We start from the raw sequence: 22,180 nt of genomic DNA on the forward strand, positions 1-22,180 counted from the left end.
AGGCTACCCCGTGCTTGTTCCAGGCTCAAGGGTTCAGGCGGAGCCAGAAAGATCGATCGTGTGGGCGGTATGGTCCCGCTTTGCGGCCAGGTACCGGTGGTTGGCCTCGGAAAGGTGCACTCCAGTTGGAACCTGTTCCGCCACGTCGATCCCGAGGGCTACCAACTGTGCCACCTTGTCCGGGTTGTTGGTCAGTAAGCGGACTGTACCTGCGCCGAGGGCGGTCAGGATTTGGGCTGCCGCGGTGTAGTCCCGTTCATCTTCACCGTGGCCGAGGGCCAGGTTGGCTTCATAAGTATCCAGGCCTGCATCCTGCAACGCATAGGCGTCCAGTTTGGAGTACAAGCCTATGCCGCGGCCTTCCTGGCGGAGATAGAGAAGGAACCCGCCGACGGCTGAGATCTGTTCCACAGCTTCGCGAAGCTGTGGTCCGCAGTCACAGCGCTCGGATCCGAAGACGTCACCCGTCAGACACTCGCTGTGCAGCCGGACGAGCGGCGCTTGCTCTCGCGGCAGATCGTGCAGCAATGCCTGCTCCCACTCGCCCAGGGCAAGCAGCAGGTGCTCCTTACCGTCCACCAATCCATGGAAGGTCAGTACCTCCGCTTCCGCAGAGGAGCCGTCGGGAAAGCGCAGTGGGACACTGACCTGACTCCGGACCGTCGCCGCGCAAAGAGTTGCGCCAGTGCCGCGTGCTTCGATGTTCTCAGTCATCTCGGATCCTAATCTGGAACAGGAACAGCCGCCCTGACATCGGTAAGAAAGGTCAGGACCGGAAGTCGGGTTTACTTCAAGGTTGAAGCAACCATACTTTTATTCAGTTCACAATGCAAGTGATTTCTCGGAAATTAAGGTTCAAGCGTGAACCTTCTTCAGCTATGCTGGAGCCGTGAATACTTCTGATGACCCCCGCTGGCTGGACAGCGAGGAGCGGCAGACCTGGCTCGCTCTTATTGGTGTGATGATGCGGGTACCGCCGCTCCTCGATGTCCAACTGCAGCGCGATGCCGGGGTCGGCCATTTTGAGTACATGGTTCTCGCCGGACTCTCGGAGGCTCCAGATCGGACCCTGAAGATGAGTGACCTGGCCGGATTCGCTGAATCCGGACTCCCCCGCCTCTCACAGGTTATTGCCCGACTTGAAAAGCGCGGCTGGGTGCGCCGCTCCCCCGACCCCACCGACGGCCGCGCCACCCTGGCCACCCTCACCGAGGACGGCTGGGAGATGATTCAGAATTCCGCCCCCAACCATGTAGAGGCTGTCCGGCGCCTTGTGCTTGATCCCCTCACCAAAAAGCAGTCGCGACAGCTGGGTGAGATCTGCCAACGCATCATGCGGGGTATTGACCCGGACGACCGATGCCTCCGAGGCGACAACTGACACGACCATCATATTGAAGATGCACTATTAGTGCACTATGCTGCATTTATGAATGAAAGCATAGCCTCTCTGGCGTCTGCCATCGGCGCGCGGGTCAAACAGGAACGTCAGGCCCGCCGCTGGACCCTTGATCAGTTGGCCGAAGCCGCCGGGGTCAGCCGCCGCATGATCATCAATGTGGAACAGGCAACAATGAACCCCAGCGTGGGCACGTTGCTGCGAATCAGCGATGCCCTCGGAGTGGGCCTCCCTGATCTGGTGCAGTCCCCCGAACCCAAGGCCGTCAAGGTGATCCGCAAAGGTGAGGGGGCGGTTCTTTGGAGCAGCGAATCCGGCGGCCGCGGCGTGCTGGTGGCCGGGACAGAACCTCCCGAAGTTGTGGAACTTTGGGATTGGATCCTCGGACCGGGCGACAAGCACGCCAGCGAAGCCCACACCCCCGGCACCAAAGAGCTCCTGCAGGTTCAGGAAGGAACTGTTGAGGTGAGCGTCGCGGACCAAACGGTCGCCCTCGACGTCGGCGATTCCATAACCTTCCCCGGGGACGCGGCCCACTCATACGCCAACAACAGCACTGAACCGGCGAGGTTCTCGCTCGCAGTCTTCGAGCGTGGCGTGGGTTCACCGCATCGGGAGGCCGGAAATGCGTAACGCCGAAGCCCTCCGGGAAATCCTCGCGGCAGCGCACGTGGAGCCCGCCGTATTCGGGCTTCGGCCCGACTACCGTGCCCTGTTGATCGCCGTCGACGGACTCGTGCCAGGACCCAGCGACGACGCCAGCAATGCCTTATTGGAGCAGGCAGAAGAAGCGGCCAAAGCGGCACTCGCCGAGCAGAAAGTGGAACACCTCCCGCACGTTGCTGCATGGCGGGCGGCGTACCAAGCCTTTGGCGCGAAGCCAAACCGAACCCGCAACAGCCTTGAAGCGCTGGTCCGCCGCGCTGACGCCGGGCTCCCCCGGGTGAACAGGCTCACGGACCTCTACAACGCTGTCTCGGTGCTGCACCAGGTTCCTCTCGGCGGCGAAGACCTCGCACACTACATCGGGGCGCCTCGGCTTATCCGCGCAACGGGTCAGGAACCGTTCGACACCGTGGCAAGCGGATCGCCACTGATTGAATACCCCGATCAAGGTGAGGTGGTCTGGTGTGATGACGACGGCGTGACCTGCCGCCGCTGGAACTGGCGCCAAGGCCGGCGCACTCAACTCCGGGACGAGACCACCACAGCCCTGTTCATCCTCGACGCTCTCGAGCCATTGACCACCGAAGCCCTCCTCGCCGCGGGTGAAGACCTGACAAAACACATCGTCCGTCTTGGTCCCGACGTCGTCACCGCCCAGCGCCTCGTTGGGGCCGCTCAGTGAAGCACACGACTTTCCAAAGGAAACCACAGCAATGAAGCGAACCCCTGACAAGCACAACCCGGCCTCCGTCCATGACTCCACCTGGGCAGTCCACGGAGGAAACAGCATCGACAAGGGCACAGGCGCGCTCCGCACCCCCTTGACCATGGCAAATTCCTACGTTTTGCCCGATGACCCGTCGGATATGGACTGGTCAAGTGTTGACGAAGGACTGGTCTACACGCGAAACGCCGGCGCCAACCAGGTGGCTCTTGAGACCAAGCTCGCCGCCATGGAGGGCGCTGAGGCTGCCGCCACCTTCGCAACCGGTGTGGCCGCACTGCACGGGGTCTTCTTCACCCTGCTGAAATCCGGCGATCACGTTGTGGTCTCCAACGTGACGTACGAAGCGGTGTACCGCCTGTTTGGCGAACTTCTTCCGGAAAAATACGGCATCCAGGCGACGTTCGTGGACGCCGATGATCTCGAGGCAGTTCGGGCTGCAGTGCGCCCCAACACAAAACTGATCCATGCCGAAACCATTGCAAACCCGACAACCAAGGTGGCCAACGTCGCAGCGCTGGCAGGCATCGCCAAAAACGCCGGCGTACTGCTGACCATCGACGCTACGTTCACGCCGGCACCCTTCTACCGCGCTCTTGACGACGGGGCCGATCTTGTCATCCACTCGCTGACCAAATACATCAACGGCCACGGCGACGCTATGGGCGGCGTGGTGATCGGACGACGCGAACTGGTCCAGCACATACGGCACGACGCCATTGTCGACGCCGGTGGCGTGATTTCCCCGTTCAACGCATGGATGATCATGCGCGGCTCCGTCACCTTGCCGCTGCGCCTCAAGCAGCAGTTCTCAAGCGCTGAAGAGGTGGCAGCTTTTCTTGAATCCGACGCCCGGATTGCCTACGTTCTCTACCCCGGCTTGGCCTCCCACCCACAGCACGAACTCGCCGGCAAACAGTTCGGTGGCCGCGGATACGGCGGTGTGCTTGCGTTCGCCGTCGAAGGGGACTCAAAAACCCAAAACCGCTTCGTGAAGAACCTGCAGGTCATCACCTCCGCTGTGTCCCTTGGACACGATGAAACGCTCATCGTGCACGTGGGCCCGGATGCCCGCGGAGGATCGGAAAATTACCCGGCCTCTTTCCACAAGTACGGTCACCTGCGTCTTTCGATCGGCCTCGAGGACCCGGAAGACATCATTGACGACATCCTGAGTGCCCTGGACAAAACGCTCGGGGAAAAAATAGGGCTCTAAGCCCGATTCCTGTAGCGGTCAAGGACCGAAACGGTTACCGCCACAATGATGAGTCCGGATCCCAGGAACAAGGGAAGCTGGGCAGAAGATGCGACCACTGCCCCTGCCACAGCAGTGCCGGCCGAGCCGGCCGTAATCTTCAAGGCACCCACCCAGACAAATACCTGACCCCGCGCCTCAGCAGGTGCGTACTCACTGCGGGCTGCCAAGGTTGCGGCGAAGAAGCAGGAGTTGAGCAGCCCGGCGAAAGCGTAGGCAACGATGGCCGCAGGGAATACTCCGGCGAGAGCTGCCCCGCAAAGAGCAGCACCCACGGCAGCACCGAGCCAGGTCATCAGCGGGTCCGCATCGGCTCTCATGGGCCGGATCATGACGCCCGCGGATCCGATCAGTCCGCCCAGACCATACGCAGCCGTCAATATCCCGGCTGCAGCCGGTTCAACACGGAGCTCCCCCGTGGAGGCGACGGCGGTGATGGGCAGCGCTGCGACAGACAGGGCGACGACGACAGTCAGGTAGAGCGTGCGGCGCAAGGGACCGCTTCCCACCATCATCAGCAGTGTCCGGCCCGGCCGGGGAACGTCCGAGGGAGCAGCTGCAGGTGGTGAATAAGGCAGGAGTCTGACTAGGGCGGCCGCGACAACTGTCGAGCCGGCAAGGATCAGTGCCGCCATGGCAGGATCTGCCCATGCGGAGACAGCCGCCACGAGCGCGGGGCCGATGGTGCCGCCGATACCGTACGTGGCAACGTCCCACCCTTGGGCCCTGCGCTGGCTGGTTCTGTCACTGCCTGCGATGGCCGCCAGCCGGCTACTGATGCCACCCGTTAAGAGAGGACCGACCAGCCCGGAGGCCAGGAGCAGTAAGCCCGGCACGATGGGCGGCGTCAACGGATACAGCAGGACGGCAGCAGCCAGGGTCAGGCCATGCGCAATGCAGGCCAAGGCGATCACCGTTCGACCATCACGGGCAGTGTCCAGACGCCTCGCAATGAGGGGGCCAAAGAGGTGCGGGGCGGTAATGCACGCAGCAAGGATTCCGGCCAACCACCCGGGCGCTCCGCTGGTGGTCACAAGAAGGACGACGGCGACGACGGCACCGCCGTCTGCACTGCGGGCCAGCGTGGCCGCAAGAACGTAACGTGCAAGACCTCCAGGAACCGTGGACTTTCCCAAATCCATGTCGGTCCGGTCTTTTCGGCCAATAAGGCTCACGGTGCCCTCCTCCACATCACGGTCACCGGTTATACCTCCAGCCCGCTTGTACGGATGGCCTGCACAACCTTTTCCCGGCCCTCGCCGTCCAGCCCACGCAACGGGAGCGGCAGCGCTGATGATGGCACCAGCCCCAGCTCTTCAGCCAAGGCCGCAGTGACCCGGAGGCTGCCGTAGGTTCGGAACAACTGCCACACCGGCTCAAGCGCTGCCGACGCTTTCAGAGCCAGATCGCGGCGGCCTGCCAGTGCGTGGTCCCCGATGGCCTTGGCCTGCTGCGGAAGCACCCCTGCAATTACCGAATACCAAACGTTGCAACCGGCCAGAAGCGCCTCGGCCGCTACCCAGTCCCCACTGATCCCCACGGATGTCTCCGGCGGCAGCCCGGAGCGCAACTTGCCGACCCGGAAAGGAACTTCTTCGGCGGCAGGTGGTGGGATCTTTATCGCCGCTATTCCCGGGATCCTGGCGATACGGGCGTGAAGATCGTCAGAGAAGGTGAACCCCGTTGTACCAGGGTTGTCATAGACCACGACCGGAAGGGCTGATTCAGCCGCAACTTCCTCATACAGGCCAAATACTTCTGCCTCGGTGAGTCGCTGGTAGGAGACGGGAGCCAGCAGCAAGGCAAACGCGCCTGCAGTCTGCGCATCCCCTGCCAACGCGAGCACGTCCCGGGTACGGATTGCACCTATACCGGCAAGGACAGGAATGCCGTCAGCGGCATCCACGCACGCCTCCAGGACGGCCCGCCGTTCATCACGGGACAGGTAGGCATAGTTCCCGGTCGAACCAAGGACACCCAGGGAGTCCACTCCGGCCTGGGCTGCGCGGGAAACCAGCATGGCAACGGCATTGAGGTCGACATCTTCGCCCTTCATGGGCGTGAGGGGGAATGCACTGAGGCCGTTGAACACGGAGTCCTTCTTTCGTGTGGCTGTGCAGGCAGAGGCCAGAGCGCAGCGTGGGGTAGTTACGGATTTCATGCTGCCAAAGGCCTTGGTCCTACACTAGGTCCAAGAATCACTATCTTTGGAGGTCCAATGAGTGAAGCCGAAATCCCCATCGAACTGGACAGGGACAGCACCCTTTCGTTGGCCGCACAACTGGCAGGCCAGCTGCGGACAGCCATCCTCACCGGACTCCTCCAGCCCGAACACACCCTTCCTGCCACCCGCAGGATGGCCTCAGATTTGGGCATTTCACGTGGTGTGGTGGTCCGGGCTTTCGAGCAACTGTCCGGGGAAGGGTTCCTCGAGAGCAGCGGAGCGGGCGGGACCAGGGTGGTTGTGCGCCCGGACATACAGCGCCCTCCCAAAAAGGAACAGCAGCCCGACAGCAGCCCGGACACGGCTGACGTGATAGATCTGACTCCCGGGCGGCCATCCGGGTCACCGTTCAGGAATCGCGAATGGCGCAACGCCTGGAAATTGGCATTATCCGAACAAGGAAACACGCACCTGCCGCCCGCACTTGGCACCTTGGCACTCAGGAAAGCTGTCGCAGGACATCTGGGGGTATCGCGCGGACTCGCCGTCGAACCTGACGATGTCATCATCACGGCCGGAACCAGTGACGCGCTGCACCTGATTGTGTCCATGCTTCGCACCCGAGGAGACCGGCCCCGCGTCCTGCTTGAGGATCCCGGCTACCCCAGAGCCCGTCGCGTCATGGGAGCCGCCGGCGCCCAGCTGCTGACCGTACCGGTGGACGAGGACGGCCTGCGGGCTTCACAACTGGCCGCACTAAAGGAAATTCCGGACGCGGTTCTCATCACGCCCAGCCACCAGTATCCGCTGGGGGGCAGAATGGCCGTCCAGGATCGGCTGGGGCTCCTGAACTGGGCCGACCAACACAATGTGCTCGTTCTCGAGGATGACTACGACAGCGAGTTCCGCCACAACAGAATGCCCCTTCCTGCCATTGCATCGCTGCCAACAACTGCTGAGGTGGTACTCCTGGGCACGTTCTCAAAGAACCTGAGCCCATGGTTGCGTTGCGGCTATCTGGTGGTTCGCGGCGAAGCGGGCCGGGAGCTCAAAGCCCTACGCGAGGCCATGGATACGCCGGTGGCAGGAGTGCTGCAATCAGCTCTGGCGAACTACATCCAAGAAGGCGGGCTTTCACGCCACATCACACGTGCCCGCCGCGAGTACTCGCACCGCCGTGCCCTGCTCATTGAGCGCCTCGGCCAACGCAAAAACCTGGAGCTCGGCGCCCTTGACGGAGGGCTCCATGCCGTCATCCGTTTCCCGGAACCCCAAGCTGCAGTTGTGGCTGCGAAAGCTCTGGAGCAGGGAATCCGGGTGGTGCCCCTGGCTGACTACTACGCAGAACGGCCACCAATGAACGGCCTTGTCATAGGGTACGGTGCCGTCACCGACCTCCAGCTGTCCCAAGCACTCAATGTCCTGTGCAGCCTTCTCGACGCGAGTTGAAGGAAACGCACCGGATGCAACTCGGCCGAAGCTGGGAACTTCTGCGTCCTAGGACGTTAGGTGGAGTGCGGGTTCGAGTCCCATTCCCCGGGTTCCGCCAGCCGCCTCTGTGAATGCCCACGAGGCAGGGGTGCCACTCACCGCGGGCATTACCTCTCCCCTGATGATGAACCTCGCTTCAGTCGAATCACCGACGGCGGACCACCATCCAGTCTTCGGGCAGTGGTGACCAGTGCGTGATGGCTCGTCGAGTACGAGAGTCGAAGCGGCCGGGCGACGTTTCTTCATGACATTCCTTCATTGAGAGGGCCGAAATACACCGGCCTCGGTTGGTAATGCACATCCTTCATATTAGCCGATTGTCAACAATCAACGATAGGCCTGCGTGGCGATTCTTTTGCATCAAGTCCTGCAGGCCTGCAGAGCGGGAAGATTTTTGTTGACAACTGACATTTTCTTATTTAGATTCAGAGTGAATCAAATGATCCTCGGCCCCTGTGGAAGCAGGAGGCCTGACGACGACCGATACTCTCCAAACTCAATGAACGGACGATAAATGCCAGACATGAATTCCCGGACGAAGTACATCTCCTTCGATATCTACGGGACGTTGATCAACTGGAATACTGATTCCACTACCCTCCGGCTTCTCGCAGGCCGTCTGCCTGAAGAGCAGTGGCCCGCTTTCAAGAAGGTTTTCCGCGGGTACCGGTTCGACGAGGTCTGCGGCGACTACAAGCCCTACGAGCAGATCCTTCAGGATTCCTTTGACCGGGTATGCAAGTTTTTTGGCATCGGCCCGACCCCTGGCGCGGGCGCAGAGTTCACTGACGCCGTACGCAACTTTGGTGCTCACGATGACGTGCCCGCTCCGCTGAAGCTCATGGGCGACAACTACAAGCTCGTGGCCCTCTCCAACGCCGACGACAGCTTCCTGGAGATCAGCATTCCCAAGCTCGGCGCAGACTTCCACGCCGTGTTGACTGCTGAGCAGGCCCAGGCCTACAAGCCGCGTTACCAGGCCTTCGAGTACATGCTCGACACCCTGAACGCCAAGCCGGAGGACTTCCTGCACATCGCCTCGCACACCCGCTACGACATGCACCCGATGCACGACATGGGCTTCCGTAACCTCTGGGTGCTGGACCGTGGCTATGACCCGATTACCGGGGGCTACGACTACAACGCCGTTAAGTCCCTGGACGAGATCAACAAGCACCTCGGTCTCTAACTTTTCCTTCGACAATTGAAAGTGTGAGATGAGTCCCTCTTCTGACCCCGCCGGTGTTCATACCGTCCCGGCCCAAGCTATAAGGGACGGCGTGAGTACGGACGCCAAATTTATCGACGCCGTCGCATCAGAGAGCGGTCTCCTGGTGAAGCATACTCAGCTCGCTGAGTCCGCTGTCTTGGAGCTCCTTAAACAGTCCTACGGCCTGAAGGGGGCGCTTGTCCGCATACCCACCGAGAAGGATGAGACTTTCCGCCTCCAAAATGGACAAGATAGCTATCTGGTAAAGGTGTCACCACCGGATGAAGACCCGGTGATCGTCCACCTTCAGACCTCCTGCATGGAGTATCTGGAACGGATTGCCCCTGAACTTCCGGTCCAGCGCCTAATCAGGAGCCGTGATGGAGACCCACAAGCCCTCATCCCGACGTCTGTTGGACCCTTTGACCGGGTACTTCGGGTGATGCGCTTCATGCCTGGAGATTTGCTGGCTAATCATGCGGCATCAGCTGGTCAACTGAAATTGGTGGGTTCAAGCCTTGCCCGTTTGGGCCTTGCTTTGCAGGACTTCGATCATCCCCGTGCCGACCGTATGCTCCTGTGGGACCTCAAGCACTTTCACCGGATGCGCCCGCTTCTTGACTACTTTGATGATGAGCAAAAAAGCTGCCTGGCCGAAGACATCTTCGATCAGTTCGACGAGAAAGTGGTTCCGCTTCTGGACACCCTTACGTCTCAGGTTGTCCACGGGGATTTCAGTCCGTTCAATGTCATTGTCAACCCTGACAGGCACGAGTACGTGACCGGGATCATCGACTTTGGCGACGTTGTGCGAACCCCCGTGATCTTCGACATCAGCGTCACCATGGCCAACCTCCTGGGAACAAACCCGGCCAACCCATGGGAACTGGCACTTCCCGTCGTGGATGGCTACCGGAGCATTCGTCCGTTGCCGGACCATGAGCTGGAGGCCCTTATAGTCTCAGCCCAGGCCCGGCTCCTCCTGCGGGCACTAATAACACAGTGGCGCGCAAACCAACTGCCTCAAAGGCGCGATTATCTGCTCTCCCACTCAAAGCCGGACTGGGACAGGCTCGCCGCAGCAGCCGCTGCCCCTGCACCAAAATTCTTCACACCGTGAACCAGACTCACTAGCCATCAAGGAAAACCATGAGCAATACTCCCCCAACCATCCGCAAGCCTTCCAGGGCTATGATCAATGGCTTTGATCCCAACCGCCTAGATGAGCTTCCGGATCAGATGCAGAAGAACATTCGACGCCGGGACCACAGCCTCGGACCCGGTTACCGGCTCTTCTACGACACCCCCATCGAAATCGTCCGCGGCAAGGGCGTCACATTGTTTGACCGCGACGGAAACGACTACCTCGACGTATACAACAACGTCCCCTCGGTCGGTCACGCCCACCCGAAGGTCGTCGCCGCCGTCCACGAACAGATGCAGATGCTGAACACCAACACCCGCTATGTCCAGGAATCCATCCTCGACTACTCCGAACAGCTCCTCTCCACGTTCCCCGCCGAACTTGGCCACGTCATGTTCACCTGCACCGGGTCCGAAGCCAACGATCTCGCCATGCGCGTGGCAAAATATGCCACCGGAAATCAGGGCATCATCGTCACCTCCGGCGCCTACCACGGCCTGACAACCGAAGTAGCATCCTTCTCCCCGTCACTAGGCGCTGGTGTGCCCCTGGGCGCGAACGTACGGGTCATCGACGCCCCCGACGCTCTCCGAAACTCATCCGATCAAGAATCCCTGGAAGACCACCTCCGGAACCAGGTTGGCGCCGCCATAGCCGACCTTCACCGCCACGGCATCGGACTGGCAGCCTTCATCGCCGACAGCATCTTCTCCTCAGACGGCATATTCGCGGGCCCGGCAGGATTCCTCCGCCCCATCATCGAAGAAGTACACGCCGCCGGGGGCCTCTACATCGCCGATGAAGTCCAACCAGGCTTCGGCCGCACCGGAGCCGAATGGTGGGGCTTCCAACGCCACGGAATCGTCCCCGACATCGTCACCATCGGTAAACCCATGGGTAACGGCATTCCAGTCGCCGCCGCCATCTTCAAACCGGAACTGCTTGTCGAATTCGGCAAAAATATCCGCTACTTCAACACCTTCGGCGGAAACTCGGTAGCCATCGCCGCCGGCCAAGCCGTCCTGGACGTCATCCGCGAGGAATCACTCATTGAAAACGCCCACAAAGTCGGCGAAAAAATCATCAGCGGCCTAAAAGACCTCACCCAAGCCCTGGACCAGGTCGCAGAAGTCCGCGGAAGCGGCTTCTTCATCGGCGTCGACCTCGTCACCGACCGAACCACCGTCACACCCAACGGCGACGCCGCCGCCAGCATCGTGAACGCCCTCCGGGACGAAAGGATCCTCATCTCCGCCTGCGGCGCCCAAGGCAACGTCCTGAAACTCCGCCCCCCAATGCCCTTCTCCAGCACCGACGCCGACCGCCTCCTCGAAGGAATGGGCCGCGCCTTCAAGGCACTCCGCTAACCCAAACAGGGCCCGGGGAGTCTCACTAAACAACTCATTCAGCGGATCACTTCAGCTGACACCATTTGAAGGGAAGAACCATGAAAACCATCAACAAAGCCCAGACGGCGGCCGCGGGGCTTGCTGTCCTGCTGGCCCTGACTGCCTGTGGCGGCGCGGCCACCGGGACTCCGGCCACGGACCTGTCCAAGACCCAGAACACCCGTGACATCTCAGAAGGCGTCCAGCCCGACGCCGCCGCTGTCGCACTGCTGCCCGAGTCCTTCAAAACCAAAGGCGAAATCACCGTCGCAATGGACCTCAGCTCCCCGCCCATGACCTTCCTCGCCGAAGACAACCAAACCCCCATCGGCCTCAACCCCGACCTCGCCCGCCTCGTCGCCAAAAAACTCGGCCTGAAACTAAAGTTCGAAAACACCGCCTTCGACACCATCATTCCCGGCATCGACGGCGGCCGCTACGACTTCACAGCCACCACCATGTCCGCCACCGAAGAACGCCTCAAGGTCCTGGACATGATCAACTACCTCAAAGGCGGCTCCGCCGTAGCAGTAGCCAAGGACAACCCCCTCAAACTCACCAACGAGACCCTCTGCGGCAAGAACATCGGCGTCACCAAAGGCTCCACCCAGCAACTCAAGCACCTCCCCAACGTCTCCAAATGGACCTGCGAAGAAAAGGGCCAACCCGCCATCAACGGCATCACACTGCCCAACGTCCAAGAAGCCCTCACCCAACTCGACTCCAAGCGCATCGACGGCGTCTTCTACGACGCCAGCGCCCTGGCCTGGGCCAACGAACAACAGCCCAACCACTTCCACATCCTCGAACCCAGGATGGACACCCGCACCAACACCAACGTCGCCATGGGCCTCAAAAAAGGATCACCCCTGACCCCCGCCCTGCAAAAAGCCATCCAGTCCGTCCTCGAAACCCCCGAATACAAGAAAGCCCTCGAATACTGGGGCCTCAGCGAATCAGCCATCACCGAAGCCGCAATCCGCTAACAGCCGCCCGTCCCGGCACCTTGCCGCGTTGCCGGGGCGGGCTACCCCTTTGGCCGGACACCTCGCACGGAATCGCTGTGCCAGTGGCCGGCCTGAAAACTGATTAAGGTTGGGCTATGAGTAGCAACCCCACGACACGTGACTTCAATAAAGCTTCGATCCTTGCCGCCGTCCTTTCAGAGGCGCCTTTGACACGAAGCAGATTGACCGAGTTGACGCGTTTAAGCCAGCCGACTGTGTCGCGGAAGGTGGATGAGCTTCTTTTTGACGGTTTTGTCGTTGAACAGGGAATGGATGCAGTTGTGCGCCGCGGTCGGCGCTCCACTTATCTGGATGTACCCGGCACAGCTGGCCACGTTGTCGGAATCTCCTTCGGGGCGCAAACCACGTGCGTCTTGGTAACGGACCTGAGGGGTCGTGAGGTTAGACACACAATTATTCCCAGCCCTGAAGGTGGAGACGTTGAGACCACCGCAGATCGGCTCGTGAACTTGATTGTGGAGACAACTGATTCCGCAGAGGGTCCATTACGCCAGATCGTTGCCGCGCTGCCCGGCCGTGTCGCGAATGGCACTAGGTTGTCGGCGACAGCAGAATCTACGAAAACGTTCACAGGTTCTCTTCTCCAGAAGATCATTGAAGACCAGCTGAAGGCTCCCGTGATCCTTGAGAGCGATGCCAGCGCATCCCTCCGGGTAATCCTGAGGGATGATGCGAGCATAGGGAATGCTGCTTTGTTCATGCTTAGTACGGTGCTGAGCTTCGCTGGTTGTACTGATCATGAAATCACCCAGGGACGGACCCCAGCTTTTGGTGATCTGGGTGGTGTTCTTTTCTCAGGCGTTGGCAACGAGACTCTCGATGGGCTGTTGAGCTCAAAGGGTCTCCTCCGATTCGCCAAGGCGCGGGGACTGGACTTGGAGGACATTGAAGAGCTCTGGTCCGAGCCGCAGGAAGTCGCGTCACGCACGGAAGTGGTGGACGCCTTCACGACAGCGATCGTCACCGCTGTCGGTGCAGTTGCAGTTACGCTGGACCCCGAGTCCGTGTATTTTGTGGGGCGCTTGAGCCCCCTCGTGGACGAGGTCCTACCCGAGGCGCGCAGGCGGCTGGCGCAAAACCTCCCCATCGTCCCGGAGATCAGGGTCGTGTACCAAGTCATCGGCCTATCGGTGGCCTGGGGAGCGGCGTATGCCGGACTCGCCCTGGCCCAGTCCCGGCTCCGGGAACTGATGTTCGAGACCCGCGGCGTAGACGAAAGCCTGTAGACCTCTGCCCGACGGATTCGGGCCGCGATAAACTGGATTGATCATGACCGGTGCCCAGTTCCGTCTTCTGGCGTGGTTCGTCATCCTAGCCACCCTCCTCTCGGCATGCGTTCCCGCGGTCAAGCTCGACGAGGCTGCCACCGATCGTCCGAGCCAGACCGCCTCGGCACCGGCGGCCGCCGTTGATAATGTCCCGCCACCTTCCCCCACCCCGCCGCCGGTTCCCACCCCGCCGCCCGTCCCCCAGCCGTTCGCCCTCAACCTCTATCAGGAGGGCGACTACGTGCCGCAGTACACCTTTGAGTGGTGCGTGGCGGCGAGCATCCAGATGATGCACAACCTCATCGACGACACAGGGGCCAGCACCTGGGCCGACAGCGTTCAGCAGGGCGAGCTGTGGGAGATGGCCAGGGCGCGGTCGTCAAATTCGTTCAACGGTGCCAACCCATTAGGTTGGGCGCAGGTTCTGAATGAAGTAGGGATGGGGCCGTACACAGTCGTCAGCATCGCTGACTACCAGGAAGCGCTGCTGACCGCTGCGCGCGCCGTCGTGGAGACGGACAGGCCGGTCGGACTGGTCCTGTGGCGTGGTCGACACGTGTCCGTGATGAGCGGCTTCGAGTCACTCGGCGATCCGGGCCAGTTCCCGGAGTTCTCCGTCACTGGCATCCGGGTCCAGGATCCGCTCTACCCGTACGGCGGCGATCCGTGGGGACCCTCCCCTGCGCCCAACTCACTGCTGAGCCCCGAGCAGCTGGCGACGCAATTCGTGGTCCGCGAGCCCCGACGCTGGAGCAGCAATCTACCCACCGGCTACATGCTGGTGCTGCCAGTCGGGCAGTCGTCATGACGGTCAGTTTCAACCACACCATCGTTTATGCGACGGACAAGCGCAGGTCGGCGGAGTTCCTGGCCAACGTGCTCGGTCTCCCGACGCCCCAAGCGATGTGGTCCTTTCTGACAGTACCCCTCGAGCATGGCGTGGCCCTCGATTTCGCGACGGCGGACCGGCCCATCTCCCCGCAGCACTACGCCTTCCTGGTCACCGAGGAGGACTTCGACGGAATCTTCGCCAGGATTCAGGCCCAGGGCATCCCCTACTGGGCGGACCCGGCACGGTCCCGTCCAGAGCAGATCAACCATAACGACGGCGGACGGGGGGTCTACTTCGTGGACCCCGACGGTCATTTCCTCGAAGCGATCACTCGTCCGTACGGATCGGGCGCCGCATAGATTCCCTGCCTCCCTTCGTTCCTCAAACCGCCATCGCCGATGGACTGTTGTTCCGGGTCATAGGGGTTTAGCCTCTCTCGTATGGATGAACCACATTCACTGGCGGTTGTGGTTGCGCATCCTGACGATGATGCCTACGGTTGCGCAGGCTCAATTGCCTTGCACGAGAACGACCCGGGTTTCCGGTTCTGCCTGGTTCTTGCCACTGACGGTGGGGCCGGGCAGATTGCCGAGGGCGTCCCGACTACACCACAGGAATTGGGTGCATGGCGGCGGAGGGAAAGCGTCAATGCCTGGCGGGCCCACGGCACAATCCCGGACCGTCACGAATGGTTGGATTACTCGGACGGCCATCTGGCGGAAGTCCCGTTTGACGAGCTCGTCGGGAGGATTCTGTCCATCCTCCTCCAGGAACGCCCGCAAGTAGTTGTCACTTTTGGTCCCGATGGGATCACCGGACACCGGGACCATATCGCCGTCGGCAGGGCCACGGATGAAGCCTTTACGCAGGCGCGACGGGTGCCGGGCCCAGGTCTGAAGCGACTCGTCCATGGGGCGTTGCGGGCGTCAACCTTCGAACGTTGGAACCAGACGCGACAACAACAGGGCATGGAGCCTTGGGACCCTGCTCGCGAGTATCACCTGCGCCCGGTGCCTGACGAATGGATCGACATTGACGTGGACACGAGCGAGGTAGCGGACCGGATAGTGGCAGGACTGTTGGAGCACAAGTCCCAGCGCCATGTCATCGTCGATCCCGGGGTGAACGAGCGACGGTGGGCCAGAATCGTATCCAGGGAATCCTCAGTTATAGCCTGGCCCGTCAGGCCGCCAGACAGCCCGTTGTTGACAGACTTGTTTGAAGGGCTGTGAGCGGTCGTCCCGCTGGATACGCTGCGAGTGGACCACATCAGACGTCGGATGAATCCGGCTAAGATGTTCCCATGGCTGTGACTGATGAGGCGATCGACAAAATCAAGGAAATGCTGCTGCGGGGCGAGCTTAAAGCCGGCGACCGTCTGCCACCGGAGAAGGAACTCAGTGACCGCCTCGGTTTGTCGCGCAGTTCCCTCCGGGAAGCGGTCAAGGCCCTCGAACTCATTCGCGTTCTGGATGTCCGGCGTGGTGACGGTACCTACGTCACCAGCCTTGATGCCAAGCTTCTGAATGAGGCTGTGGCTTTCGTCGTTGAACTCCATCAGGACAAATCCATCCTGGAGCTCTTCGAGGTCCGACGTATCCTTGAGCCCGCCACTGCCTTCATCGCTGCCAGCAAGATGAGCGACGCCGAACTGCTGGAGCTTCGCGCCACGATGGACGGCATTGACGAGCATACGGACGTGAAGGAACTTGTGGCCCATGACCTCGAGTTTCATCGCATGATCAGCAGGGCAGCCGGCAATGCGTATCTGGAGAGCCTGCTGGACGCCCTCTCCGGCAGCACGGTGCGCGCCCGCATTTGGCGCGGACTGACGCAGGACGGTGCCGTGGCGCATACCCTTGCAGAACACAAGGCAATCGCCGACGCCTTGGCACGCGGGGATGCCGAACTGGTCCGTGCCCTTGTCACGGTCCACATCAGCGGTGTCGAGAGTTGGCTGAGACAGGCACTGTAAGGTGCCACTCGTAAGGTCGCAGCCGCTGCTCCTAGAATGAATGTATGTCTTCCGAAACGCGGGCCGGGGTTCCCTCGATCTCCCAAACCGATGTTGTTGTCCAAGGCATCAAAGAGATGATCACCAGCGGGAAGCTGGGCCCGGGCTCGCGGCTTCCAATTGAGAAGGACTTAGCCGCCGCTCTGACCGTCTCGCGTGGCTCCTTGCGCGAAGGGGTCCGGGCACTGGCAAACATGGGTATTTTGGAAACGCGACAAGGCGACGGGACCTACGTGACCTCGCTCTCGGCGGACAGGCTGCTGGCACCCATGGAGTTCATGATCGACCTTCAGGATGCAGCTGGGGTGGCTCATGTCCAAAACGTCCGCCGGATTCTTGAATCGGAGGCCGCGGCGCTGGCAGCTTCGCGGATGAGCGAGTCTGACTTGGACGCGGCTGAGGCCATTCTGGATACTGCCGGCCACTTGATCGCTGCAGGCAGCGAACCTGACCACGAGGCCATCCTTGAGTCGGACCTTGAATTCCACCGTCTGATCGCCAAAGCCTCTGGAAATCCGGCGCTCGAAGCCCTCATTGAGGCCATGGCCAGCCGCACTGTCAGAGGGCGGCTCTGGAGGGCCATCGCAGTGCAGGGAGCCGTGGATCGCACTCATGCCGAGCACTTGGCCATTTTGGCAGCCCTCCGGGCAGGCAGCACAGAGGGTGCACGGATTCGGATGGCCAACCATCTGTTGGGAGTGCAGGAATTCCTGGAGGCTCAGGCGCAGCTATAGCCTGGTTTCCCCGAAAGGGTATACAGCCCGGGCCAGCACGGGTATTTTCGATGCAGGTCCCTGCGCGCAAGCATTTTTCCGCAGCGGAACCACTCCCGGCGTTGTGCACCGCCCGGAGGTAGCTGCTGTAGCCTCACGGCGGCCGATCGTGCACCGCGAGGAAAGAGCCCCATATGGCCACCTCCCATTTTCAGCAATTCCTTCACCACGCTAACTCCCCTGCCCCCGCCACAGATGTCCCGCTGGGGGCCTGATCATGTCCCTCGGATCGCCCGGCTTCCGCAGTGACGGCGCCGGCCAGCCGCCCCGCGTGCTGCCAGTGATGTGCTTCAACTGCGGCACCGACCGCCGTCTAAGCATCACATCGGTTGTTCATTTACCGGATCATCCTGCCGATGTGGTCCTGGTTTCCTACACCTGCAGCCGATGCGGACGCTTCGACGAACACCTTGCGGGACTTGCCGACGTGTCCATGGTCCTGTCCAGCACCGATCAAACAGGGGAAGTACTGATTTTCGGCGGCCACTACATGCACTGTGGACAACCAATGAAAAAAGCCAGCTTGGGTAGCTAGCTGATCGAGGCGCCGATTGACCACGGAGTGCGCAGTGCGCGCTCCGTCAGCAGTCGCCGCTCGCCGACAATGGTCACCTCCGCCGTCACGGCGGCCGCGGTGGCCGACGGGCCTGCGATCAGCCGCAGCGGACCGGGGTCTACTCCGAGCGCCCCGTCTTCGCCCGTCACCGCGAGTCGGGCAGCGTCTAAGTAAAAGGTAACCGTCCGCGATTCGCCGGACCCGAGCGGGACCCGGGCGTACCCGATGAGTTGTACGGCCGGGCGGACCACCGGCGCTGAGGGGAAGGCCGCGTAGAGCTGGACCACCTCAACGGTGCTGGCGCCGTGGTTGCTGATTGTCACGGCCACGTCCATCGAGCCCTCAGTGCCGAGGTCCGCGGCAGCCGTGATTGTTTCGTAGACGATCGTGCCCCGAGTGAGCCCGAATCCGAACGGGTACATCGGTGCATTGTCCAAAGCCGTTATCCCGGGATTCGAGAGCCCTAGCGCCGGTTGTAAGTACGTCCTCGAGGCGGAGGGATAGCGCGGGATCTGCACGGGCAAGCGCCCTGTTGGCGGCACGCGCCCGGAGAGCACTCCCGCAACTGCCGCGGCGCCGTCGGCTCCTGGGAAAAACGCCTGAACGATTACGCGCGCCTGCTCGTAGGCGCCCAGGGCATACGGGCGGCCAGACAACACGACCAGGATGGTCGGCACACCCGTGTCGAGGACGGCGGTGACGAGCGCGTCTTGTCCCCCAGGCAACCGAAGGTCCGGGGCGTCACAGCCTTCACCTGAGGTACCGTCACCAAACAGCCCGGCAATGTCGCCGACCACCACCACCGCCACGTCGCTCTTACGGGCGAGGTCAACGGCTGCGGCGACGGACGAGGCGGAGGCAGCGGAAGCGGCGGTGGCGCCGGCGTCAGCGGAGTGGATTTCCGCTCCGGCCTCGAACCCCACGCGGTCCGCTCCGAACTCTTCGCGGATAGCGGTTAACACGGTCGGAATCTTGATCCCGAGGTCGTGCCCCGGGTGTTTTGAAAGCACATGGTTGGGGAACGCGTAGCATCCGACCAGGCTGCGAAATTGATCCGCGGCCGGGCCGAGGACCGCGATTCTCCCCGAATGGAGAAGCGCCAGCGCATCCTCATCGCGCAGCAGCACTACCGACTCCTCCGCAATGCGCGACGAGATCTCTCGATTGCGGCTGCTGTCCAGATCGACGCTTTCGGCATTCACCGGAACAAGCGGCCCATCATCGAACAGTCCCACCTCAAACTTGTGCCGGAGGTGGCGCTGCACAGAGCGGTCCAGGTCACTCTCCTCCACGATGCCCGCACGGATCAAACGGGGCAACTCACCGTATCCCGCTGTCTGCGGAAGTTCGACGTCGACTCCTGCCTGCAGTGCCAGCCGGCCCGCATCAGCGGTATCGACCGCTACCTGATGCATCGCGGAAAGGAACGGCACGGCCCAATAATCGGCGACGACGGTGCCCTCGAAACCCCATCGCTCGCGCAGCAACGTCGTCAGCAGGTGGCGGTTCGAACTGCTGGGCACCCCGTCGATATCTGTATAGGACGTCATGACACTGCGGGCGCCTCCGTGCCTCAATGCGGCCTCAAATGGGGGCAGGACTGTGTCTGCCAGCTCCCGCGCACCCATGCTGACGGGCCCGTGGTTGCGGGCATCCCGGGATGCCGCATACCCGGCGAAGTGCTTTAACGTCGAGATGATCCCCGTGCTCTCCAGCCCCGCGACATACGCGGTGCCGAGCTGCGAAACGAGGTAGGGGTCTTCGCCGAGGGTCTCTTCAACGCGGCCCCAGCGGTAGTCCTTTACAACATCGACGACGGGGGCGAGTCCCTGGTGGATGCCGAGTGCGCGCATGTCTGAGCCGATCGCTTCCGCCATCTCGCGGACAAGTTCCTCGTTGAACGTCGCCGCCCAGGCAAGTGGCGTGGGGAACGCGGTGGCGCCGTAGGCCGCAAGTCCGGTGAGGCACTCCTCGTGCACGATGGCCGGGATCCCAAGCCGGTTTGAGGCGACGACGCGCTCCTGCAGCTCGCGCAGGCGGCGCACTCCCTCGGCGACGGTAACGGGTTCCGTGCCGAACACACGAGTGAGCTGGCCGAGCCCACCCTCGAAAGGATCGGTGGCGGCCCTGGGCCTATCGTCCAGTTTTGGCGCGAAGTCGTCAGCCGAGTCGGTCAGCCAGACGGATCCGAGTTGAGCCGCTTTCTCTTCAAGGGTGAGCTCTGCCGTGAGCAGGCGGGCGCGTTCCCCAGGAGGGAGCGACTGGTCCCGCCAGTCCTTGCCCGGGGTGCCGGTTGGACTGGTCTTGGACATTGTGGGCGATGTGAAAGTCTGGTGCAGCATCAGCCCTTGAACGCCCCGTCCATGATTCCCGACACCATGCGCCGGCCGACGAAAAAGAACACGACCAGCAACGGCAGGGTAGCCAGGAACGATCCGCCCATGGCCAGAGCCACGTCGATGGTGCGGTTGGCCTGGAGTTGCTTGAGTGCGATCTGCACAGTGAACAGCTCCGGGGATTTCAGGACGATGAAGGGCCACATGAAGTCGTTCCATACCGAGGTGAACGTGATCAGGCCGAGCACGAATGCCGCCGGACGCACCACCGGGAATGCGATCCCCCAGAACAGTTGCCAGGAGTTGGCACCGTCGAGGCGGGCGGACTGGATGAGCTCGTCGCTGACGGTGGTGGCCATATGTTGACGCATCCAGAAAATGCCGAAAGCGCTGGCCAGTCCAGGCACGATAATTGCTTGGAGCGTGTCCACCCAGCCAAGCCCGGACACGATCAGATACTGCGGAATCACACTGAGCTGCGCAGGTACGGTCATCGTGAGCAGGACAATGAGGAACAGCAGATTCCGGCCGGGGAACTGCAACTTGGCGAATGCGAAGCCCGCCATTGCACACATGATCGCGGATACGACGGCGATCGTGAGCGAGACGAATACGCTGTTGACCAGCGAGGCGAAGAACGGGACAGTGTCGAACACCTTCCCGGCGATGTCGAAGAACTGCGTGCCCGGATACAGCCGCGGCGGGACCGAGGTCACGGCGGTGGCCCCCGCCGACGCGATGACGAACATGTAGTACAGCGGGAACACCGACACCACAACGGATAGCGTCAGGAACAGGTACACGGGCCAGCCGATTCCACCGGCCGTGGCGCGGCGCTTGGGAACACGGACCGGCTTTGGTCCGCCTTTGGCCGGCGCCTCAGGGATAACCTGATCGATCACATCAGCCATCAGCTGGCCTTTCTCGTACGTGTGGACAGGAAGAAGTTGAGGAGCGATACGAGAACAACGATCACGAAGAGGACGACGCCGATCGCGGACCCGTAACCGAACTTGAACAGGCCGAAGCCCTGTTCATAGAGAAAAAGGGCCAGCGTCTGGCACTGTCTGCCGGCGCCGCAAGTGAGGCCCGACTCGGGAGATACGAGAAGCGGCTCAGTGAAGATTTGAAGTCCGCCGATGGTGGACATGATGACCGTGAAGACGATGATGGGGCGCAGCGACGGGATGGTCAGGTGCCAGAACTGTTGCCAGCTCGATGCGCCGTCAACGGAGGCCGCCTCGAACATTTCCCGGGGCATCGACTGAAGCCCGGCCAGGTAGAGCAGCGTGTTGTAGCCGAACCAGCGCCACATGACCATTGCCGAGATGAGGATCCAGGAGCCGTAGTTGGTGGCGAGGAAGTTCACCGACGGGAGCCCGAACAGCCCTAGGACCCAGTTGATAAGGCCGAAGTTCCTGTCAAAGATCTGCGCGAATACGATCGCCGTCGCTGCGACCGAGGTGATGTACGGAACCAGCAGAGCCATGCGAAAGAAGTTTGCCCACCGCAGACGAGCGTGGTTGAGCAGGTGCGCGAGAAAGAGCGCGAGGATCAGCTGCGGGATGGTCGAAATCAGGAAGATCCCGAACGTGTTGAGGAGCGCATTCCAGAATCGTCCGTCGGCGAAGAGCTGCTCAAAGTTCGCGAGGCCGACGAAGGTCTGCTTGCCAATGGGATTCCAGTCGAACAGCGAGACGTAGAAGGTGAAGACGAGTGGAAAAAGTCCGAAGACGATAAAGATGATGAAGAACGGCGCAACGTATGCGTAGGGAGCGATCCGCTCGGAGAGCGAGTTGCGGATCCGCGTGGCTTTCTGAACCCGGGTTTTGCGCTGTTTGTGCGGGTGAGTGGCTGTCGCGGTTGACACGGTGGTACCTCCGTCGAAAGGGCGGCCCGGCGCTGTCCCCGCCGGGCCGCTCGGGTGGGTGG

At 61.7% G+C, this 22,180-nt stretch carries 23 protein-coding genes; 16 read left to right on the top strand and 7 right to left on the bottom strand.

Annotated features, from left to right (window positions below; all coding sequences use genetic code 11):
* Positions 1-33: 33 nt before the first annotated feature.
* Positions 34-714: a GTP cyclohydrolase II gene (locus M1E02_RS11765; RefSeq protein ID WP_479374449.1), complete on the bottom strand. Its 681-nt coding sequence runs from the start codon at positions 712-714 to the stop codon at positions 34-36.
* Between the two features lie 175 nt (positions 715-889).
* On the opposite strand from M1E02_RS11765, the gene M1E02_RS11770 reads away from it, so the two are divergent.
* From M1E02_RS11770 to M1E02_RS11785, 4 genes are read left to right on the top strand one after another with little or no spacing between them, the layout of a single operon-like run.
* A complete protein-coding gene (locus tag M1E02_RS11770) occupies positions 890-1,381 on the top strand; it encodes a MarR family winged helix-turn-helix transcriptional regulator (RefSeq protein WP_479374450.1) in 492 nt (163 codons plus the stop codon).
* Between the two features lie 48 nt (positions 1,382-1,429).
* Positions 1,430-2,032 (top strand): helix-turn-helix domain-containing protein, encoded by a 603-nt coding sequence (locus tag M1E02_RS11775; RefSeq protein ID WP_479374451.1) that lies wholly within the window; start codon positions 1,430-1,432, stop codon positions 2,030-2,032.
* Positions 2,025-2,747 carry a B3/B4 domain-containing protein gene (locus M1E02_RS11780; RefSeq protein ID WP_479374452.1) on the top strand — a complete coding sequence of 241 codons (723 nt, stop codon included), beginning with the start codon at positions 2,025-2,027 and terminating at the stop codon, positions 2,745-2,747. Before M1E02_RS11775 ends, M1E02_RS11780 begins: the two co-directional genes overlap by 8 nt.
* A gap of 31 nt (positions 2,748-2,778) precedes the next feature.
* Entirely contained in the window at positions 2,779-4,005 is a 1,227-nt protein-coding gene (locus tag M1E02_RS11785) for a trans-sulfuration enzyme family protein (RefSeq protein WP_479374453.1), read from the top strand.
* On the opposite strand, the gene M1E02_RS11790 is transcribed toward M1E02_RS11785, so the two are convergent.
* Both M1E02_RS11790 and M1E02_RS11795 read right to left on the bottom strand, forming a co-directional pair.
* On the bottom strand, positions 4,002-5,219 hold the full coding sequence (locus M1E02_RS11790) for an MFS transporter (protein ID WP_479374454.1): 1,218 nt from the start codon (positions 5,217-5,219) through the stop codon (positions 4,002-4,004). The two genes, M1E02_RS11785 and M1E02_RS11790, sit on opposite strands and share 4 nt — an antisense overlap.
* A gap of 29 nt (positions 5,220-5,248) precedes the next feature.
* On the bottom strand, positions 5,249-6,205 hold the full coding sequence (locus tag M1E02_RS11795) for a dihydrodipicolinate synthase family protein (protein ID WP_479374455.1): 957 nt from the start codon (positions 6,203-6,205) through the stop codon (positions 5,249-5,251).
* Positions 6,206-6,262: 57 nt separating this feature from the next.
* Here M1E02_RS11795 and pdxR point away from each other — a divergent pair, with 57 nt between their 5' ends.
* Positions 6,263-7,657, top strand: a complete 1,395-nt coding sequence (gene pdxR / locus M1E02_RS11800) for a MocR-like pyridoxine biosynthesis transcription factor PdxR (protein ID WP_479374456.1) — start codon at positions 6,263-6,265, stop codon at positions 7,655-7,657.
* Between the two features lie 48 nt (positions 7,658-7,705).
* On the opposite strand, the gene M1E02_RS11805 is transcribed toward pdxR, so the two are convergent.
* Entirely contained in the window at positions 7,706-7,945 is a 240-nt protein-coding gene (locus M1E02_RS11805) for a hypothetical protein (protein ID WP_479374457.1), read from the bottom strand.
* A 268-nt stretch (positions 7,946-8,213) separates the two neighbouring features.
* On the opposite strand from M1E02_RS11805, the gene M1E02_RS11810 reads away from it, so the two are divergent.
* The 11 genes from M1E02_RS11810 to M1E02_RS11860 all read left to right on the top strand — a co-directional run bounded on the left by M1E02_RS11810 (position 8,214) and on the right by M1E02_RS11860 (position 17,891).
* Positions 8,214-8,888: a haloacid dehalogenase type II gene (locus M1E02_RS11810; RefSeq protein ID WP_479374458.1), complete on the top strand. Its 675-nt coding sequence runs from the start codon at positions 8,214-8,216 to the stop codon at positions 8,886-8,888.
* A gap of 91 nt (positions 8,889-8,979) precedes the next feature.
* Complete coding sequence (locus tag M1E02_RS11815) at positions 8,980-10,029, top strand: phosphotransferase (protein WP_479374459.1); 1,050 nt, start codon at positions 8,980-8,982, stop codon at positions 10,027-10,029.
* Positions 10,030-10,058: 29 nt separating this feature from the next.
* Positions 10,059-11,420, top strand: coding sequence for an aspartate aminotransferase family protein (locus M1E02_RS11820; protein ID WP_479374460.1), 1,362 nt, complete (start codon positions 10,059-10,061; stop codon positions 11,418-11,420).
* Between the two features lie 80 nt (positions 11,421-11,500).
* Positions 11,501-12,427: an ABC transporter substrate-binding protein gene (locus tag M1E02_RS11825; protein WP_479374461.1), complete on the top strand. Its 927-nt coding sequence runs from the start codon at positions 11,501-11,503 to the stop codon at positions 12,425-12,427.
* 116 nt (positions 12,428-12,543) lie between these two features.
* A complete protein-coding gene (locus M1E02_RS11830) occupies positions 12,544-13,695 on the top strand; it encodes an ROK family protein (RefSeq protein ID WP_479374462.1) in 1,152 nt (383 codons plus the stop codon).
* Between the two features lie 43 nt (positions 13,696-13,738).
* Positions 13,739-14,545 carry a hypothetical protein gene (locus M1E02_RS11835; RefSeq protein WP_479374463.1) on the top strand — a complete coding sequence of 269 codons (807 nt, stop codon included), beginning with the start codon at positions 13,739-13,741 and terminating at the stop codon, positions 14,543-14,545.
* Entirely contained in the window at positions 14,542-14,928 is a 387-nt protein-coding gene (locus tag M1E02_RS11840) for a VOC family protein (RefSeq protein WP_479374464.1), read from the top strand. The genes M1E02_RS11835 and M1E02_RS11840 overlap by 4 nt, the downstream gene beginning before the upstream one ends.
* 81 nt (positions 14,929-15,009) lie before the next feature.
* Positions 15,010-15,801, top strand: a complete 792-nt coding sequence (locus tag M1E02_RS11845) for a PIG-L deacetylase family protein (protein WP_479374465.1) — start codon at positions 15,010-15,012, stop codon at positions 15,799-15,801.
* Between the two features lie 71 nt (positions 15,802-15,872).
* Positions 15,873-16,544, top strand: coding sequence for a FadR/GntR family transcriptional regulator (locus tag M1E02_RS11850; protein ID WP_479374466.1), 672 nt, complete (start codon positions 15,873-15,875; stop codon positions 16,542-16,544).
* Between the two features lie 44 nt (positions 16,545-16,588).
* Complete coding sequence (locus M1E02_RS11855) at positions 16,589-17,317, top strand: FadR/GntR family transcriptional regulator (protein WP_479374467.1); 729 nt, start codon at positions 16,589-16,591, stop codon at positions 17,315-17,317.
* A gap of 256 nt (positions 17,318-17,573) precedes the next feature.
* Positions 17,574-17,891: a hypothetical protein gene (locus M1E02_RS11860; RefSeq protein WP_479374468.1), complete on the top strand. Its 318-nt coding sequence runs from the start codon at positions 17,574-17,576 to the stop codon at positions 17,889-17,891.
* On the opposite strand, the gene M1E02_RS11865 is transcribed toward M1E02_RS11860, so the two are convergent.
* From M1E02_RS11865 to M1E02_RS11875, 3 genes are read right to left on the bottom strand one after another with little or no spacing between them, the layout of a single operon-like run.
* A complete protein-coding gene (locus M1E02_RS11865; protein ID WP_479374469.1) occupies positions 17,888-20,224 on the bottom strand; it encodes a beta-glucosidase in 2,337 nt (778 codons plus the stop codon). The genes M1E02_RS11860 and M1E02_RS11865 overlap by 4 nt on opposite strands.
* Positions 20,225-20,253: 29 nt before the next feature.
* The gene (locus M1E02_RS11870; protein ID WP_479374470.1) at positions 20,254-21,159 is read right to left on the bottom strand and encodes a carbohydrate ABC transporter permease; all 906 of its coding nucleotides are present in this window, start codon (positions 21,157-21,159) and stop codon (positions 20,254-20,256) included.
* The gene (locus tag M1E02_RS11875) at positions 21,159-22,118 is read right to left on the bottom strand and encodes a carbohydrate ABC transporter permease (RefSeq protein WP_479374471.1); all 960 of its coding nucleotides are present in this window, start codon (positions 22,116-22,118) and stop codon (positions 21,159-21,161) included. The genes M1E02_RS11870 and M1E02_RS11875 overlap by 1 nt, the downstream gene beginning before the upstream one ends.
* Between the last annotated feature and the right edge of the window lie 62 nt (positions 22,119-22,180).

This window comes from Arthrobacter sp. Z5-13, from assembly GCF_056499105.1.

Bases quoted from the DNA above. Each gene is read 5' to 3' on its own strand.
- M1E02_RS11775 (WP_479374451.1), top strand. From the start codon at position 1,430: ATGAATGAAAGCATAGCCTCTCTGGCGTCTGCCATCGGCGCGCGGGTC.
- M1E02_RS11845 (WP_479374465.1), top strand. From the start codon at position 15,010: ATGGATGAACCACATTCACTGGCGGTTGTGGTTGCGCATCCTGACGAT.
- M1E02_RS11855 (WP_479374467.1), top strand. From the start codon at position 16,589: ATGTCTTCCGAAACGCGGGCCGGGGTTCCCTCGATCTCCCAAACCGAT.
- M1E02_RS11765 (WP_479374449.1), bottom strand. From the start codon at position 714: ATGACTGAGAACATCGAAGCACGCGGCACTGGCGCAACTCTTTGCGCG.
- M1E02_RS11835 (WP_479374463.1), top strand. From the start codon at position 13,739: ATGACCGGTGCCCAGTTCCGTCTTCTGGCGTGGTTCGTCATCCTAGCC.
- M1E02_RS11840 (WP_479374464.1), top strand. From the start codon at position 14,542: ATGACGGTCAGTTTCAACCACACCATCGTTTATGCGACGGACAAGCGC.
- M1E02_RS11810 (WP_479374458.1), top strand. From the start codon at position 8,214: ATGCCAGACATGAATTCCCGGACGAAGTACATCTCCTTCGATATCTAC.
- M1E02_RS11830 (WP_479374462.1), top strand. From the start codon at position 12,544: ATGAGTAGCAACCCCACGACACGTGACTTCAATAAAGCTTCGATCCTT.
- M1E02_RS11820 (WP_479374460.1), top strand. From the start codon at position 10,059: ATGAGCAATACTCCCCCAACCATCCGCAAGCCTTCCAGGGCTATGATC.
- M1E02_RS11825 (WP_479374461.1), top strand. From the start codon at position 11,501: ATGAAAACCATCAACAAAGCCCAGACGGCGGCCGCGGGGCTTGCTGTC.
- pdxR (WP_479374456.1), top strand. From the start codon at position 6,263: ATGAGTGAAGCCGAAATCCCCATCGAACTGGACAGGGACAGCACCCTT.
- M1E02_RS11870 (WP_479374470.1), bottom strand. From the start codon at position 21,159: ATGGCTGATGTGATCGATCAGGTTATCCCTGAGGCGCCGGCCAAAGGC.
- M1E02_RS11805 (WP_479374457.1), bottom strand. From the start codon at position 7,945: ATGAAGAAACGTCGCCCGGCCGCTTCGACTCTCGTACTCGACGAGCCA.
- M1E02_RS11795 (WP_479374455.1), bottom strand. From the start codon at position 6,205: ATGAAATCCGTAACTACCCCACGCTGCGCTCTGGCCTCTGCCTGCACA.
- M1E02_RS11785 (WP_479374453.1), top strand. From the start codon at position 2,779: ATGAAGCGAACCCCTGACAAGCACAACCCGGCCTCCGTCCATGACTCC.
- M1E02_RS11860 (WP_479374468.1), top strand. From the start codon at position 17,574: ATGTCCCTCGGATCGCCCGGCTTCCGCAGTGACGGCGCCGGCCAGCCG.
- M1E02_RS11865 (WP_479374469.1), bottom strand. From the start codon at position 20,224: ATGTCCAAGACCAGTCCAACCGGCACCCCGGGCAAGGACTGGCGGGAC.
- M1E02_RS11780 (WP_479374452.1), top strand. From the start codon at position 2,025: ATGCGTAACGCCGAAGCCCTCCGGGAAATCCTCGCGGCAGCGCACGTG.
- M1E02_RS11850 (WP_479374466.1), top strand. From the start codon at position 15,873: ATGGCTGTGACTGATGAGGCGATCGACAAAATCAAGGAAATGCTGCTG.